Source organism: Pseudobutyrivibrio sp., assembly GCF_017471675.1.
In the GTDB taxonomy this organism is placed as follows: Bacteria; Bacillota; Clostridia; order Lachnospirales; family Lachnospiraceae; genus Pseudobutyrivibrio.
Map to the genome: position 1 here is coordinate 1 of NZ_JAFUSK010000029.1, position 17,183 is coordinate 17,183.

The 17,183-nt window shown below is 39.6% G+C and carries 14 protein-coding genes; 1 reads left to right on the forward strand and 13 read right to left on the reverse strand.

The genetic code is table 11. The features are described from left to right. Nucleotides 1-352 precede the first annotated feature (352 nt). From serS to IJ535_RS05050, 10 genes are all read right to left on the reverse strand, one after another. Nucleotides 353-1,642 carry a serine--tRNA ligase gene (serS, locus tag IJ535_RS05005; protein WP_294299604.1) on the reverse strand — a complete coding sequence of 430 codons (1,290 nt, stop codon included), beginning with the start codon at nt 1,640-1,642 and terminating at the stop codon, nt 353-355. A 24-nt stretch (nt 1,643-1,666) separates the two neighbouring features. Then, complete coding sequence (gene secD, locus IJ535_RS05010; RefSeq protein ID WP_294299605.1) at nt 1,667-3,952, reverse strand: protein translocase subunit SecD; 2,286 nt, start codon at nt 3,950-3,952, stop codon at nt 1,667-1,669. Between the two features lie 32 nt (nt 3,953-3,984). Further along, on the reverse strand, nt 3,985-5,358 hold the full coding sequence (gene scfB / locus IJ535_RS05015) for a thioether cross-link-forming SCIFF peptide maturase (protein WP_294299607.1): 1,374 nt from the start codon (nt 5,356-5,358) through the stop codon (nt 3,985-3,987). 92 nt (nt 5,359-5,450) lie between these two features. Then, nucleotides 5,451-5,594 (reverse strand): six-cysteine ranthipeptide SCIFF, encoded by a 144-nt coding sequence (scfA, locus tag IJ535_RS05020; protein WP_033151787.1) that lies wholly within the window; start codon nt 5,592-5,594, stop codon nt 5,451-5,453. An 89-nt stretch (nt 5,595-5,683) separates the two neighbouring features. After that, entirely contained in the window at nt 5,684-6,850 is a 1,167-nt protein-coding gene (locus tag IJ535_RS05025) for an FKBP-type peptidyl-prolyl cis-trans isomerase (RefSeq protein WP_294299609.1), read from the reverse strand. A 124-nt stretch (nt 6,851-6,974) separates the two neighbouring features. Further along, entirely contained in the window at nt 6,975-8,516 is a 1,542-nt protein-coding gene (gene malQ, locus IJ535_RS05030) for a 4-alpha-glucanotransferase (RefSeq protein WP_294299610.1), read from the reverse strand. A gap of 11 nt (nt 8,517-8,527) precedes the next feature. Continuing rightward, nucleotides 8,528-9,370: a carbohydrate ABC transporter permease gene (locus IJ535_RS05035; protein ID WP_294299612.1), complete on the reverse strand. Its 843-nt coding sequence runs from the start codon at nt 9,368-9,370 to the stop codon at nt 8,528-8,530. Beyond that, the gene (locus IJ535_RS05040; protein WP_294299614.1) at nt 9,370-10,221 is read right to left on the reverse strand and encodes a carbohydrate ABC transporter permease; all 852 of its coding nucleotides are present in this window, start codon (nt 10,219-10,221) and stop codon (nt 9,370-9,372) included. The genes IJ535_RS05035 and IJ535_RS05040 overlap by 1 nt, the downstream gene beginning before the upstream one ends. Before the next feature lie 115 nt (nt 10,222-10,336). After that, complete coding sequence (locus tag IJ535_RS05045) at nt 10,337-11,644, reverse strand: ABC transporter substrate-binding protein (RefSeq protein WP_294299616.1); 1,308 nt, start codon at nt 11,642-11,644, stop codon at nt 10,337-10,339. A gap of 80 nt (nt 11,645-11,724) precedes the next feature. Further along, entirely contained in the window at nt 11,725-12,729 is a 1,005-nt protein-coding gene (locus IJ535_RS05050) for a LacI family DNA-binding transcriptional regulator (RefSeq protein WP_294299618.1), read from the reverse strand. Between the two features lie 280 nt (nt 12,730-13,009). Here IJ535_RS05050 and IJ535_RS05055 point away from each other — a divergent pair, with 280 nt between their 5' ends. Continuing rightward, nucleotides 13,010-14,527 (forward strand): DUF5722 domain-containing protein, encoded by a 1,518-nt coding sequence (locus IJ535_RS05055; protein WP_294299621.1) that lies wholly within the window; start codon nt 13,010-13,012, stop codon nt 14,525-14,527. A 119-nt stretch (nt 14,528-14,646) separates the two neighbouring features. On the opposite strand, the gene hypB is transcribed toward IJ535_RS05055, so the two are convergent. From hypB to IJ535_RS05070, 3 genes are all read right to left on the reverse strand, one after another. After that, complete coding sequence (gene hypB / locus IJ535_RS05060) at nt 14,647-15,318, reverse strand: hydrogenase nickel incorporation protein HypB (protein ID WP_294299623.1); 672 nt, start codon at nt 15,316-15,318, stop codon at nt 14,647-14,649. Nucleotides 15,319-15,396: 78 nt separating this feature from the next. Beyond that, complete coding sequence (locus IJ535_RS05065; RefSeq protein WP_294299626.1) at nt 15,397-16,359, reverse strand: sensor histidine kinase; 963 nt, start codon at nt 16,357-16,359, stop codon at nt 15,397-15,399. Nucleotides 16,360-16,379: 20 nt separating this feature from the next. After that, on the reverse strand, nt 16,380-17,048 hold the full coding sequence (locus IJ535_RS05070; protein WP_294299627.1) for a response regulator transcription factor: 669 nt from the start codon (nt 17,046-17,048) through the stop codon (nt 16,380-16,382). Between the last annotated feature and the right edge of the window lie 135 nt (nt 17,049-17,183).

A 17,183-nucleotide genomic window follows, 5' to 3' on the forward strand; every position in this document is an offset into this window, starting at 1 on the left:
AGAAACTCGAAAATGTAAGCTCCGCTTACTAGGCATACATTTTCCTTCGCTTCACTCGGAAAATGCACGCCATATCCCGCCGGCGTGGGTCCCCTCTGTTGCAAGGCATGGGGTCCTCTTCCTCGCGCTCACCTACGCTGAGAGCCACTTGTTAGCTACCAGCTCACTTAAAGTCGGTATGTACCAACTTATATATAATACAGCGGCATCACAGTCTTGGCAAGCGCGAGGAGGGGAGTGCCATATCAAGCATGGTGAGGACCCACGCCGGCGGGGAGGACCCATGCGAAGATATGGAGGGTGCCCTCCGGGAGCATGAAAAACTAGGATGCCGCGTCATTTATTCTACGAATTACTTGCTAGGTACGAGTTCGGTCTTGCCGCCCATGTAAGGCTGGAGAGCCTTAGGGATGGCTACAGAGCCGTCTGCACGGAGGTTGTTCTCCAAGAATGCGATGAGCATACGTGGTGGAGCAACAACTGTGTTGTTAAGTGTGTGTGCGAAGTACTTAGTGCCGTCCTCAGCCTTAACACGGATTTTAAGACGACGAGCCTGAGCATCACCAAGGTTTGAACAGCTACCAACCTCGAAGTATTTCTGCTGGCGTGGTGACCATGCTTCAACGTCACATGACTTAACCTTAAGGTCTGCAAGGTCTCCTGAGCAGCACTCAAGTGTACGTACAGGGATGTCTAAGCTGCGGAATAAATCTACTGTGTTATTCCAAAGAATATCATAGTACTTCTTTGAATCCTCTGGCTTGCAAACTACAATCATTTCCTGCTTTTCGAACTGGTGGATACGGTAAACGCCACGCTCTTCAATACCGTGTGCACCCTTTTCTTTTCTAAAGCATGGGCTGTAGCTTGTAAGTGTGTATGGAAGGTTTGCTTCATCGTTAAGTGTATCGATGAACTTACCAATCATAGAGTGCTCTGATGTACCGATAAGGTAAAGATCTTCACCTTCAATTTTGTACATCATGGCATCCATTTCTTCAAATGACATAACACCAGTAACTACGTTTGAACGAATCATGAAAGGAGGCACGCAATATGTAAATCCTCTGTCAATCATGAAATCACGTGCGTATGAAATAACTGCACTGTGAAGACGAGCAATATCACCCATTAAGTAATAGAAACCGTTACCTGCAACCTTACCAGCTGCATCCATATCAATACCATTGAAACGCTCCATGATATCTGTGTGATATGGAATCTCGAAATCAGGAACCACTGGCTCACCAAACTTTTCGATTTCTACGTTGCAAGAATCATCTGGACCAATTGGAACTGATGGATCGATAATGTTAGGAATCTTCATCATGATTTCCTCTACCTTATCAGCAAGCTCCTTCTCAACTGGCTCTAAATCCTTAATCTTTTGCTTAAGCTCAGCAACCTCTTTCTTAGCTGCCTCAGCTTCTTCCTTTTTACCCTGAGCCATAAGAGCACCAATCTGCTTAGATGCCTTGTTCATTTCTGAACGCATATCATCAGCCTGCTGCTGAGTAGCTCTTCTCTTGTCATCAAGCTGGATGACCTCGTCAACGAGGCCAAGCTTGTGCTCCTGAAACTTCTTCTTAATATTTTCTTTTACTGCATCTGGGTTCTCACGTAAAAACTTAATGTCAATCATGTTTGTTAAATCTCCAATCTAAACTTAGTTCTTCCCTGCAAACTTGAGCTTAAAGATGTACCAAAGCTGTGTTGCAATGAAGATAGATGAATATGTACCAGCAATTACACCAGCAAGAAGTGGCAATGCAAATTCTCTGATTGATGAAACACCAAGGATAAGAAGCATAAGTACCATAATTGCTGTAGTAATTGATGTAGAAATACTACGTGATAATGTCTGTGCTAATGAGCTGTTGCAAAGCTCAGCAAGGTTTTCAGCATTCTCTGTTCTGATTGCCTTGTGGTTTTCTCTGATACGGTCAAATACAACGATTGTATCGTTAACAGAGTAACCGATAACTGTAAGCATACATGCGATAAATGCAGAACCTACAGAAATACGAGCGAATGCATAAAGTGCAAGTACTACAAGTACATCGTGAATAAGTGCAATAATTGCTGATGATGCAAATCTAAGATCCTTAAATCTGAACCAAATGTAAACAAGCATGCAAAGTACTGCAACTATAACTGCGATAAATGACTGGCTACGCATCTCACCTGAGATTGTAGAACCAATACTCTGTGATGTAATAGATTCCTCTGTAACCTTAAACTTGCTTTCAAGCATTTCGTTAAGCTTGCTTCTCTCATCAAGTGTAAGAGTACGTGTCTTAAAGATTGCCTGGTTGCTTCCATCAACTGTTGTTGTCTGGATGCTGCCTTCGCTTACTCCAAGTGTATCAGCGATTTCTGGAACAACCTCAGCATCTAATTCTGAAAGTGAATATGCCTTGTCAAAATCAACTGTTGTAGATGTACCACCTAAGAACTCAAGTGAGTAGTTAAGTCCTGCACCTTCCTTAGCCTTGAATACACCCATTGTGATAAAGCCAGCTGCAATAATTACAACTGAAATTGTAATAAAGATAGCCTTCTTTGAAACAAAATCAAACTTAGTAGGCTCCTTAGCCTTACCGTATGCCTTTGCTGAACGAACACCAATTGCATAGAATGAATTAATAAGAATACGAGTAATAACAAGTGCTGTAAACATTGATAAGATAACACCAAGAGCAAGTGTAATAGCAAAGCCCTTAACTGTACCTGAACCAAGTACTCCTAAAACTGCTGCTGCAATAAGTGTTGTGATATTACCATCTAAGATAGCTGAAAGTGCCTTTGAGAAACCTGTCTCAATTGCTGAAATAACTGGACGACCAGCCTTAATCTCCTCACGGATACGAGCGAAACAAATAACATTTGCATCAACCGCCATACCGATTGAAAGAATCATACCTGCAATACCAGGAAGTGTAAGTGTAATATCAAATGCCTTTAGAATACCAACAAGCATTGCTGTGTAAAGAGCAAGTGCAAGTGAAGCTACAACACCTGGAACAAGATACATTGCAATTAAAAATACCATTACAATTACAAGACCAACACCTGCTGCAATAAGTGATGTACGAAGGGCATCAGAACCAAGCTGAGCACCTACTACCTGAGATTCAAGCTCTTTAAGCTCGATATCAAGTCCACCGATACGGATATATGAAGCAAGCTTTTCAGCCGCATCAAAATCTTCCATTCCTTCGATTACACAGTTACCATTTGTGATAGCTGAGTTAACCCTTGGTACTGAAACAAACTGTCCATCATAATAGATTGCGATTGTCTCGCCTGAAGCAACTGCTGCTGTAGTAGCATCTGCGAAAGCCTTAGTTCCTTCATCATCGAATGTAAGCTGAACTACATACTCTGTAGCGTTAGTTGTCTGATTTGACTGTGAACCAGCCTGTGAGCTCTTAACATTCTTACCTGTTGCGATAACAGAACCATTATCAATAAGTGTCTGGATATCGTAGTTAAGAACATATCCTGGAGCACCACTTTCATCTGTGCCGTATGAATAGTTCTCATTTCCTTCACTATCCTTCTGAGCAATGAAGTAAAGTGTACCTGGAGTACCAAGCTCTTCAAGAAGTGCATTGGCATCTGTAACACCAGGAATTTCAACTGTGATACGCTTATCGCCTACGCGATATACATTTGCTTCTGTTGTTGAGCTTTCTTCGCCCAAATCATTTTCGATACGCTGCTGAAGCTTAAGGATTGTATCCTGCATCTGCTCATCAGTAGGAGTCTTACCAACAGCTTCATATGTAATGGAAACACCGCCATCCAAATCCAAACCAAGCTTTAAGCTGTTGTTATTTTCCTTAATTGTGCCTGTGATAACTATAGCTGCGTAATATCCTAATAATCCAAGGATTAATACGAAAGCTACAAGCCAGGCAATACCCTGTCCCTTTTTTAAACGTTTCATTTTTATTCTCCTATTCTATATTTTGTGAAAGCTTAGCCCTCTAAGTATGCCTTATGAACCTTTAGTGCGATAGCACATTCAATACGCTTTTTCTGAAGTTCACAACCGACATGATAGTTGCCTAATATGCTTCCAGTAAAATTATATGCATTTGCTGCGCAGCCGCCGCTGCAATAGAATCTTGCAAAGCAATTTTTGCATTCTTCCTTAGCATATACATTACAATGCTTAAATTCGTTAACGATGTCTGTTTTCTGTACCCCATTCCAAACATCGCCAAGCAAGAAATCAGTGTTACCAACAAACTGATGGCAAGGATAAAGCTCACCAGTAGGTGTAACTGCCAAATATTCTGTTCCTGAACCGCAGCCTGACAATCTCTTGTAAACACAAGGACCACCCTCTAAATCAATCATGAAGTGGAAGAAATTGAAATCTTCATCTGTGCCCTGGCGTCTCATCATCTCTGCTGCAAGATTATCATACTCTTCAAAAAGCTTTGGTAAATCTTCTTCCCTAAGGGCATAATCATCTGTTTCCTGAGCAACTACAGGCTCAACAGATATCTGCTTAAAGCCCTCATCTGCAAGATGTAAAACATCCTTTGAAAAATCAAGATTATTTCTAGTGAAAGTACCTCTGATGTAATATTTATCCTGATTTCGTGATTCTGCCAAGTCCTTGAACTTAGGCATTACGATATCGTAGCTAGGTGCGCCCTTTCTGAATGGACGCATAAGGTCATGTATTTCCTTACGACCATCGCAGCTAAGAACTACGTTACCCATTTCTTTATTAACAAATTCCTTAACCTCGTCGTTAAGAAGTACGCCGTTAGTGGTAAGTGTGAAACGGAAGTTTTTGTCATGTTCCTTTTCAAGTGAACGTCCGTATGCCACTAAATCCTTAACTACCTGCCAATTCATAAGTGGCTCGCCACCAAAGAAATCAACCTCAAGGTTGCGTCTGCTACCTGAATTAGCAACTAGGAAATCAAGTGCCTGCTTACCCACCTCGTAACTCATAAGCTCACGTTTACCTGTATGGTATTCGCCTTCCTCAGCAAAGCAGTACTTGCAGGCCAAGTTACAATCATGTGTTATATGTAAGCACAGTGCCTTAACAACTGTAGGGCGTGCTGTGAAATCTACAATGCGAGGCTCATAGTTATCCTCTGTAAATAACGAACCATCCTCAATTAACTGATTAATCTCTGAAGAAATCTTATCGATTTCTTCTGACGAAACCTCTTTGTGGTTCTCTTTAATGGTAGCGGTAGCTGCTTCCTCTCCCTGCTCCTGCCAGAGTGCAAGGTAATCGTATGTAATATCGTCTACTACGTGAATAGCGCCGCTGTTAATATCTATAACAACGTTATATCCGTTGTTCTTAAACTGGTGTATCACTAAAAATAAGTCCTTTCATAAACGCACAATAGACCGTTCACCCTAGAAAGGGAGACCGGTCTTGTGGTTAAATAATAATAATTGTTACAAGATTAGTTCTTGTGCTCACAGCTCTGGTTACCAACTGTGCAAGATGTCTTGCAAGCTGACTGGCATGATGTCTGGCACTCGCCACATCCGCCTTCCTTTACTGTATTCTGTAATCTCTTAGTATTAAGTGTCTTAATATGCTCCATTTTGTATCTCCTTTTAATTATATTTGCTCCTACGAGCGAAAAACCTAGTAAAATTATACTACAGAGTAAGAAAAATATAAAGTCTTTTCCTATTCGGCTACTTTACTTGTGTAGTTTACCACGGCATTATCTACACAAAATTCTGATGCCTTCTCTGTAAGATAAGCTAATTTGAAGTATTTTTCTCCACCATAGCCTGACACTGAAAAATCTTTATAAAAGCTTGTTTCGTCGGAATAGCCCATCTGTGTGTAAATCTTAGTAACAAATTCCTTGTATGCGCTGTCATCCACCTGGATGTTCTCAGCCTTAGCTATAGCCTCTAAAATAAGCTCTGTCTTAGTAGACTCCTCAACATTAGCTTTTATCTTGGCAACCTCTTCATCATAATCATATCCCATAGATGTAAGATAATCCTTAAGGGTTGTGCCATATGCCTGATACTGTCTATCCTGCATTTCAAGGATTAAATCTAATCTTGCCTGAAGTAAATCCTCTGGAACCTTAGAAACCTTGCAGTTGTTATTAAGTGTGTTTAAAACTGCTGTTTCTGTATCGCTCTTAAGATTGCTTTCAAGCTTGCTGTTATATGCTTCCTTTAAAGAATCAATATATTCATCTACTGTATCATAGCTAAACTTCTCTGATACGATATCATCTGTCAAATCATCCACTGATGAAATAGGCTTAGCAATATAATTAACCTGGAAGGTGAAAACAACTGTCTGGCCTGCCAAATCTGCATTGCCATACTCCTCTGGGAATGTAACCTCGTAAGCTACTTCCTCACCAACCTTATGTCCAACAAGGCCTGCTGTGAAGCCCTCGATATAACCCTGTGTAGTACCAGCTGCACAGTTACCTGCCACATCAAGTGTCTGATCCTCTGCAGAACCACCTTCAAAAGCAACATCATCCTTAGAGCCTACATAATCTACATTGACGATAGAATCCTCTTTGATTTCCTTTTGGCTGTTATCTTCAACATAGATATTGGCCTCAGAAATAGTGTCTGCCACATACTTATCAAAGCCTTCGTCAGTATATTCATACTCACCATCCAATGTGACTTCGATTCCCTTATAATCCCCTAATGTAACCAATTCATTAACATCATATTCTATCTCAGCCTGCTCTTTAGTAGACTCTTGCTTAGAGTCTTTCTTAGTGCTGTCAGATGAATCTGACTTTCCACATGCTGTCACAGTAAATACCATGGCACAAGCAAGAGCAAATGCTAAAAATCTGTTTTTCATGACATGTCCTCCTAATCTAGAAATCTTGCATTAGTGTACCATAAACCCCTATGAAAATCAAAAAAACAATAGGACTTTAAAGAAACTAAAACAGTTCTAAAAAGTCCTATTGTAATTATAAAAACTATTTGCTTTTCTTAGATGACTTTTTCGTAGTCTTTTCAGCTGGCTTTGGCCCTTTTTCAAGCTTTGTACGGTCATACATAACTGTCATAGCCTTGATTTTTTCAGCAAGCTCATCTGTGATTTCTCCATTGATTAAACGCCACTGCCAGTTACCACTTTGGGTACCAGGCACATTGATTCGATTGTACTTGCCAAGCCCTAGATAATCCTGCATCTGAGCAACAAAAAGTATGGCAACTGAGCTCATTCCACCTCTAATCATGCCCCAATTAAAGCCTTCAGACCTTGATATACCTAAGTACTTGCTGGCATAATCTCTGTCCTTCTTTTTAGCATCCTTATACCATTCCATAACTGTGGCATTGTCGTGGGTACCGGTATAGCATATACAATTCTTATCGTATGTGTGAGGCTGATAATTGTTTGATTCACCTGAATCAAAAGCAAATTCAAGTACCTTCATACCTGGCCAGTTGCTGTCCTTTAAAAGCTTAACAACTGTAGGTGATGGCTCGCCCAAATCCTCTGCTATAAATTCAATGTTTGAGAACTTCTTATTAAGCAGACCAACCAAATCCATGCCTGGCCCCTTCTTCCACTTACCATTCTTGGCTGTTGTATCCTTAGCTGGAACAGACCAATACTCATCAAAGCCTCTAAAGTGGTCTATTCTAAGAACATCGTAAAGCTTTGCTGCTCCCTCTATTCTGCGAATCCACCAACGATAATTATCCTTCTTAAGAGCCTTCCAGTCATAACATGGATTGCCCCAAAGCTGTCCATCCTCGCTGAAATAATCTGGTGGGACTCCGGCTACCTCTACCGGATAGTTTTCTTCATCAAGACTAAAGAACTGCGGCTCAGCCCAAACATCACATGAGTCAAGAGCAACATAGATTGGTAAATCTCCAATAATCTCTATCCCCAAATCATTGATGTATTTTTTCAGCTTAGTCCACTGCTTGAAGAATAGATACTGGATAAACTCAAACAGCTCTATGTCTTCTGACAGTTCTTTTGTATACTTTTCTACAGCAGCTTTCTCATGTAATCTAATGTCTTCCTCAGGCCACTCCTGCCAGCTAAGCTGTCCAAAATGCTTCTTTAAAGCCATAAACAAAGCGTAGTTTTCCACCCAAGGGTTATTCTTCTTAAAATAAGAAATCTCACCTAAAGCATCCTTGTAGCCCTTCTTTTTTGCCTTCTCCAAAACCTTGAATCGACTGGTATAAATCTGGCCATAGTCAACATATCTAGGATTAGTACCCCAGTTTTCCTTTTCGATATCCTTCTTTGTAAGCAAGCCTTCTTCCACAAGCATATCCAAATCTATAAAATATGGATTACCTGCAAATGTTGAAAAGCTCTGATATGGACTATCACCATAGCTAGTTGGTCCAAGTGGCAGCACCTGCCAGTATTTCTGGCCGGCAGCCTTTAAAAAATCAGCAAATTCGTATGCTGCTTTACCAAGAGTACCTATGCCATAGGCACTTGGCAATGAAGATATAGGTAGCAATATCCCACTACTTCTTTCCATCTTTTTTCTCCTTATCCTTTGACAGCTCCAGCAATAACACCTTTAATAATGTATTTCTGCAAGCAAATATACATGATTATAATTGGTAAAACTGTCATCATAATACATGCCATCATCGGTCCCATTTCCACGTGTCCATAGCTTCCTCTAAAATACTGAATGAGGATTGGGATTGTCATGTACTTTTTTCTATCAAGTACAAGATATGGCAATAAGTAATCGTTCCAAAGCCACATTGTTTCCAATATAGCAACTGAAATAAGTGTAGGCTTTAATATAGGAAGTACAACCTGGAAAAATGTCTGAATAGGATTGCATCCATCAATCATAGCTGCCTCTTCTATTTCAAGAGGGATAGATTTCATAAAGCCTGTAAACATAAATACTGCAAGTCCTGCGCCAAATCCCAGGTAAATGACGCAGATGTTAAATGGTGTATCCAAATCCAGTCTGTCAGCTGTAGATGAAAGTGTAAACATAAGCATCTGAAATGGAACTACCATGGAGAATACAAACAAAGCGTAACATACTTTTGAGAGTATTCCATGAACACGTGTAATATACCAAGCACACATGGATGTACAAATAAGAATAAGTACATCTGATGTGACTGTGATAACTAAGCTGTAGCCAAAAGCTGCTGCAAAGCCCTTTGATGAAAGAGCATTCTGATAATTTAATAATCCTACAAAGCTCTTGGCATTTGGAAGCTGAAATACGCTGTTTGTACTAATAAACGTATCGCCCTTCAAGGAATTTATTAGAATCATAAAAACAGGATAAACCCAGATTATTGCCAATACACAAAGTACAATAAATACAATTGCTCTTGCAATCTGTTCTTTTGCTTTCATTATTGCTGTACCTCCTTTGATTTAGTAAATCTAAGCTGAATCATGGAGATAATGATAACCATAATACAGAATATAACTGCCTTAGCCTGACCATAGCCCTTCCACTGAGGACCTGTACGACTGTAGAAGGTATTATAAATATTAAGAGCCAGCATCTCTGAGGCATGGGCTGGTTCACCGCCTGTCAAAGCCAAGTTCTGGTCAAACAGCTTAAACCCATTTGTGATTGTAAGGAAGGTACATATTGTTATTGATGGCATTACATTTGGTATTTTGATTCTAAAAAGAATCTGCCCTGTAGTTGCTCCATCAATCTTGGCAGCCTCAATATAATCGTCAGGAATAGATTGAAGTCCTGCAATGTAAATAATCATCATGTAACCTATCTGCTGCCAGCACATAAGGATTGTAAGACCAATAAATCCATAGGTTGCATTAAGGGCAATCAGTGGCTTCTCAAGAAGTGATAAGGCACAATTCAAAAGAATTTGCCAGATATAGCCTAGAACAATTCCGCCAATAAGGTTTGGCATAAAAAATACTGTTCTAAAGAAATTAGAGCCCTTGATTTTATTTGTAAGAGCCAGTGCAATAGCAAACGCTATCACATTTATTAATACCGTGGATACCACAGTAAAAAGCGCTGTAAACCAGAATGAGTGCCAAAACTCTGAATCTGTCAAAGCATACGCATAATTATCAAATCCATTAAATGTTGCTTTTTTAATTGTTGTAAACTTGCAAAATGATAGGTATAATCCCTGAACAAATGGATATATAAAGCCTACGCTAAAGGCTGCCAATGTAGGTAAAACAAACACAGGCCAATATTTTCTTATTGCTTTTTCCATATTTTTATCCTTTATCTGAATGTAAGTAAGTTAAATGTCCTAAAAATTGGAGGGCGTTAGGCAGCGCCCTCCATATAATTGAAAGAATAAAAGAAGAAGATTACTTCAATCAAACTTAGTTGTTAGCTGCTGCATATTCAGATGCCCAACCATCTACAAATGCAGCCACCACATCATCCCAAGAACCTGTGCCTGCAGCATAAGCTGTAAGTGCGCTACCTACACCATTCTTCCACTCTTCTGATGGCATAGTTGTAAAGTTCCAAGAAACTGGTGTCTTACCATTCTCTGTGTAGTCTCTATCATTAAGAACAAAAAGGTTTGTTGTGTCTGCAGCATTCTTGAAAGGAATTACACCAATCTGCTCTGACAACATTTTTGTACCTGCTTCGCTTGTTACCATCCATGTAAGGAAATCAATTGTTGCCTGGATGTCTTCCTCAGATGCTTCTGAGTTTACACACCAGTAGTTCTCTGTACCTGTGCAAAGACCCTGCTTAGCCTCGTCTCCAGCACCAATATAGATAGGAATCATTGCAAGCTCATCATCTGTCATGCCCTTATCTGTAAGATTTGCATACTCCCAAGAACCATTCTGATAGAACACTGCCTGTCCCTCAGCAAATTCGTTTTCAGCATCGTCTCCTGTCTTACCTGCAAGGTCTGCTGGAGCACATGTAGCATTATTAATGTAAAGATCCCAAATAGCTTTGTAATTATCAAGATACTTACCTTCGATAGCATCAGTAGAATCAATACCCTTGTCCTGATATTCGAAGTAAATAGGAAGGTTAGCAAGGTGTGTCTTAAATCTCCAGTCAGAAGAGCCATCCATACCTGCTGATGTAAATGCAGAAAATCCTAATTCATCTTTTCTTGCTGTGATATCCTCAGCAACCTTCTTTAAATCGTCAAAGCTTGCGATATCTTCTAATGAATAACCAGCCTGCTCAAGTAACTTCGTATTTACGATAATTCCATAAGATTCGATTACGTATGCAACGCCTGCAACTGCATCACCATCATAAAGTGCATAAGAATCACTTGTTAACTCATTGTAAAGTGATGAATCCTTAAGGTCGTAGCAATAATCCTTCCAGTTAGCAAGACCTACAGGACCGTTAACCTGGAATAATGTAGGAGCCTCATCCTTGATAATTTCAGAAGATAATGTCTCCTCGTATGTACCAGATGCTGCTGTAATAACTGTTACTGGAACACCAGTCTCATCTGTGTACTGCTTAGCAATTTCCTGCCAAGCTTCATCTGCCTCAGGCTTGAAATTAAGGTAATAAACCTGACCCTTTGAACCATCAGCGCCATCAGCACTTGCTGAATCACTGCTCTTTGAACCGCAACCTGCAAATGTAGCTGCAGCCATCATTGCGATTAACCCTAACGCCAATACTTTTTTCATCTTCATTGTTACACTCTCCTTCTGTGTATAAATTAATTTTTATGTTTAAACAATAAGATTATTGCACCCTATTGTAAAAACCAAATCTAAAATTTAAGGGTTTCCCCTTCTCGAAGACTGGTAGGAAGCATAATATGTTTATTAGGCTTGCCTCCTATAATATTTACTAATAGCTTAACTGCTTCGCATCCCATTTCTTCCATCGGCTGACACAGTGTGGACAAAACAGGATTCATATATTCAGATGCTTCAATTCCATCAATAGCAATTAATGCCACATCACCTGGCACCTTTTTGCCTGCTTCCTTCAGCGCTTTCATAGCCCCCATAGCCATGTTGTCTGAAATAGCAAACAATGCGGTGAAATCTCTATTTTTCTTAAGCCACTTTTTTGTACCATCGTATGCATCTGCAATATTGTAGCTGTTAATCTCTATAATCAAATCCTTATCAATAGCTATGCCAAAATCATTAAGTGCCCTCTCGTAGCCTGCATATCTTACCTGGCTGACTGAGCCGTCATCTGTTCCAGATAAGAGCACTGCTATTTTCCTGTGGCCCTGCTTATACAATGCCTCTACCCCATCATAAGCAGCCTGGTTATCATCGATACAAACGCTAGAATAGTCTGTCTTATCAAGATTTCCATACTCATTGCTAAAGGTACAGCATACGTAAGGTACATTGATGCAATGCATCTGCTCCTTTGTATAATCAAGCTTACCTCCAAGTAGAATAAGCCCCTGCAAGCGCTTGTCCCTTTCCATCATAGCGGCAGTCATTACTTCATCATCAGATGAACCAATCTGCTGCATATCCATGGTATAGCCTGCTTTTTCAATGTTGCTACCGATGGCAGTGATAATCTTAGTGTAGAATGGGTTAGACATTCCTCGTACCACCACCCCTATATTGTCGGAAGAAGCCTTGCCAAGCTCTCTGGCGCTTGTATTAGGTATGTAATTGTATTTATCAACAACAGCAAGGACTTTCTCCTTAGCCTGTTCACTTACATCAGGATGATTGTTTAGAACACGGGATACAGTGCTTACGCTTACTCCTGCAATTCTTGCAATATCTTTTATTGTCATATTGTTACCTAAAATTATTATGAAGATTTTGATTATTTGGAAACGTTACTGGTAACGTTTCCAGCTCATGAATAAATCATAACCTAAACCACATTTTACGTCAAGAAACTATTTCATATTTCTATCTATACACCAAAATTCTTTTTTCTATATGGTGCAAATTTCACAATTAGTTATTTTTACATTTATATTTTAAATTTATCACAGTTTTTTAATAAAGCAGGAGTATATTAATATCACTTACCGATATGTATCGTATGGTTGAAAGGAGTTATTTTATATGAAAGTGTTTAAGAAGTTTGCTAGTCTAACACTTGCTCTCACATTGATTTTCTGTGCAACACTATTTTGCACTATGCCAAGCGTTGAGGCTAAGGGTTCTTCTCAGGTAGTTATTGGCGGTGTTCTTATTCAAGGTGCCGATGTTGTAGTTGCTTCTTCTGGAACAGTTGCATCAGATGACGGAATGTATCATCTAGTTGCATCAGATGCCAGCCAAAGCGCACCTGTTGGCACAGATGTTGCCCAGATACCGGTTTCAGCTGCTGCATCTTTTTCAGTTCCTTTAAATAAGGGAGCCGATAGCTCCATGTTATTCAAAAAGTTTACAGTATGCGTAATGAAGGGCGGAGCTCTCACACCAGCTTCTAACAGTATGTATATTACCAATCCAGAAGCTTGCGCTAGCTTTGCTCCAGCAAGAATGGATTTTGGAAAGAAGGGCGTCTTACCAGATTTACTTACATCTGTTGCAAATAAAAATCAGCCTGCTGATTTAGGTGTTAAACAAGTTAATCTTAATATTCCTCTTTCAAAGCTTAATAACCTGGCAGGATATGATTATTCTGTAATGAAATACAATAGACAGGGCATTCAGGTAAACATGATTATCCTTGTTGACGGAAATACACCAGCCCAATATGTAAATCCTTTTTCTATGGATGGTTGGGGTGGCCACAACAATTATGGATTAAACGCCCATACATCTGAAGGTGCTGCTGCACTTGCATCAGCTGCAAGCCTTCTTGCAAGACATTATGCCGGAACAGGCCATGGTCAGGTTGATAATTTTATCATTGGTAACGAAGTAAATGCATGGTGGTTATGGAATTACATGAATTGTGGTTCTAACGATGTATTTATGCAGGAATACTCTAATGCATTTAGAGTTATGTATAACGGAATCAAATCAGAAAATGCTACAGCCAATGTATATGCCTGCATTGATCACCAGTGGGCACGTGCCGAAGCCAGCTATTATATTTCAGGTAAGGAATTCCTTACAAAATTCAATAATATTATGAAGAGTCAGGGAAATGTAGATTGGAGAGTTGCAGTTCATCCTTACAATGCACCTCTTTATGCTGCGGGCGCATGGCAGACAGGAAAGAATGTTTCTCACAGCCAAAGCTCTCCTTATGTAACCATGGCAAATCTTGATGTGCTAACAGATTTCTTATGCACTCCTGATATGCTTTCTCCAACTGGAGCAGTTAGAACAGTTAAGTGTTCCGAGGTTGGTTATTCAAGTACTAACGGAGAAGCAGCTCAGGCTGCAGATGTTGTATATGCCTATCTTTCAGCTGAAAATAATAGATATGTTGATGGAGTTGTTATTTCCAGAGAATCAGACCACGCATTTGATATCTCTCAGGGAATGGTTTCTGGATTGACTGGACTTGATGGAAGCCATAAGATGGCATACGAATTTTACAAGAATGCCGCTGACCCTAGCGTGATTGCACAGGCTAGTCAGGCTGCTGGCGTTGACCTTACAACACTTATTACACCTAGATAAAAAACAGCCACAGAGTTACGGTTACAAGCATTATGAATTCACCGCTCAGCTAATATGCTTCGCTTGTGAATTATAATAGCTTGTTACCTACTCTGTGGCCTTCTTATTTCCATGTTAAATTACAGCTTTACTGCTGCAATTTCATCTTCTAACCAGGCGATAACATCATCTAAGCCTTCGCCGGTCTTACCACTTACAAAGAAAATCTTTGCATTTGGATTAAGCTTAAGAATTCTTTCTGTAACCTTTTCCTTGCTGAAATCAAAATATTCAAGTGTATCAATCTTGTTGATAAGTACTACGTCACTAATTTCAAACATAAGAGGGTATTTAAGTGGCTTATCATCACCCTCTGGAACTGACAAAAGCATAAGGTTCTTATTGGCGCCAACATCAAACTCTGCCGGACACACCAGATTGCCAATGTTTTCAAGAATAAGCAAATCCAAATCAGTAGTGTCGTACTCTACCAATGCACGGCTTGTCATATCTGCATCAATATGGCAAAGCCCCATATTGTGAATCTGAATAGACTCTACTCCTGTAGCATCTGCCACACGCTGAGCATCAATACTGGTTTCGATATCAACATCCATCTCACCAATTTTGTATTTGTCTTTCATTCTATTAATAATAGCGGAAAGTGTTGTTGTCTTTCCCGATCCAGGTCCTGACATTACATTTAAAAAGAATGTGCCCTGCTCCTTCATTTGAGTCCTGATAGCTTCGGCTGCTGCTTCATTTTCTGCAAATACACTTTCGCCGATTTCAATTACTTTAACTTCACCCATTTTAATACTCCTAAATAATTGTGACTTCTTGTTTTACTATAAAACAGAAACCTACAACTATTATAGCCCATAGCAGTACTAAAAAACCACCTTTATTTCAGTACCCACACCTGGCTCACTGTCCAGGATAATCTTGGCATTATGCAAATCTGCTATATGTTTTACAATCGAAAGGCCAAGACCTGTTCCGCCTGTGGCCTTTGATCTGCTTTTATCAACGCGATAAAATCTTTCAAAAACTCTCTCCTGTTCAGGAAGAGGAATACCTATTCCATCATCCTTAACTACTAAAACCGGAGTCTTTTCAGTGTATACATTTATCCAAACATGGCCATTTTCATTGTTGTATTTAATAGCATTCTGAACCAGATTGTAAACCACTTCTCTTATACATTCCTTGTTTGCATAAATATTACAGCGTTCTCCATCAAATATTAGATGGATTTTAGATTTACCTGCTACCATAGCAAGAGTGTCAAGGGATTCCTGAACAAGCTGATATAAATCAATTGTTTCGAAATCAAGGGCTTGATTGCTATCAAGCTGAGACAAGCTAATAATATCGTTGATAAGGCCTAATAGCCTGTCAGAGTTGTGTTTGATTTCTTCAATGAAGTGTTGCTGTTTATCAGGCTCAACCATACCTGTTTCCAAAAGCTCCGCATACCCTGATATGGCTGTTAGGGGAGTCTTTAGCTCATGGGATACACTTGCAGAAAAATCCTGCCTTGCCTTTGCTGCCGCAAGCACATCTATATGCTGACTTCGGATTTTATCCATAATGGGAACTAATTCCTGATATTCTGGCATGTAAGTGTTGTCATCCACATGCTCTGCCATTTTATTCACAGGCCCCATTATCTTGTCTGTCAAGGTCTTGGAAGCAATAATGCAAAGTGCAAGTATTCCTATGGTAACCACTACATACACCACAAGCTCCAACCATGAATCCTGTTGCATTCGCCTTTTATTTACTAGCAGATATAATGTTTCCACATCAAAGGTCATGGCAATTATAGTGATAATTGCTATAGTTAACATACTAAGCTGGATTCGTTTTCTCATTTAATCACATACCCCACGTTTCTTACTGTGCAGATTCGCTCACCATAATCTAAAAGCTTTTGTCTAAGGGTTTTAATATGCATATCCAGTGTTCTGGATTCGCCCTCGTACTCTATACCCCATATAGTTTCCATTATGCTATCACGGCTTAGAACAATCCCTTTATTCAATAGAAGATATTGAAGAAGTTCATATTCCTTATAGGTAAGAGGAAGTGTAATGCCATTTGCGGTTACCTCCCTTTTATCATTGTCCATACAAAGACCATCCAGTTGGATTCTCTTGGCCTTTTCAGGCTTAGTTCTTCTAAGAAGTGCCTTTACCCTGGAGATTAATTCCATAACGGAAAATGGTTTTGTAATGTAATCATCTGCTCCATCATCAAACCCCTTAGCCATATCCATGTCTGTTCCCATGGCAGTAACAAAGATTACTGGCAAGCGTTTGTAATCTGGAGTTGAACGAAGCTTCTTTACAATTTCACAACCGTTCATATCTGGCAGGTTTCTATCAATTATAACAAGCTCTGGCAGTTTTTCCAAAAGCTGTTTGAAAAAACTTTTAGCATCATTAAAGATTTTCACCTCACATCCAGCATTTCTCAGTGCTATCTGCTCAATTTCTGCAACATCATTATCATCTTCTACAATATAAATTAAAGCCATTTTTCCCTCCCTAAATGATAATTAATAAGTTATTTTTTGACGACAAATGTCATCTAAGTCCTTTTTCTTATATACTAGAAGGACTTTGTAAAAAACTTTTAAACTAATAGGGTGGGAATGGTAAAACTTATTTGA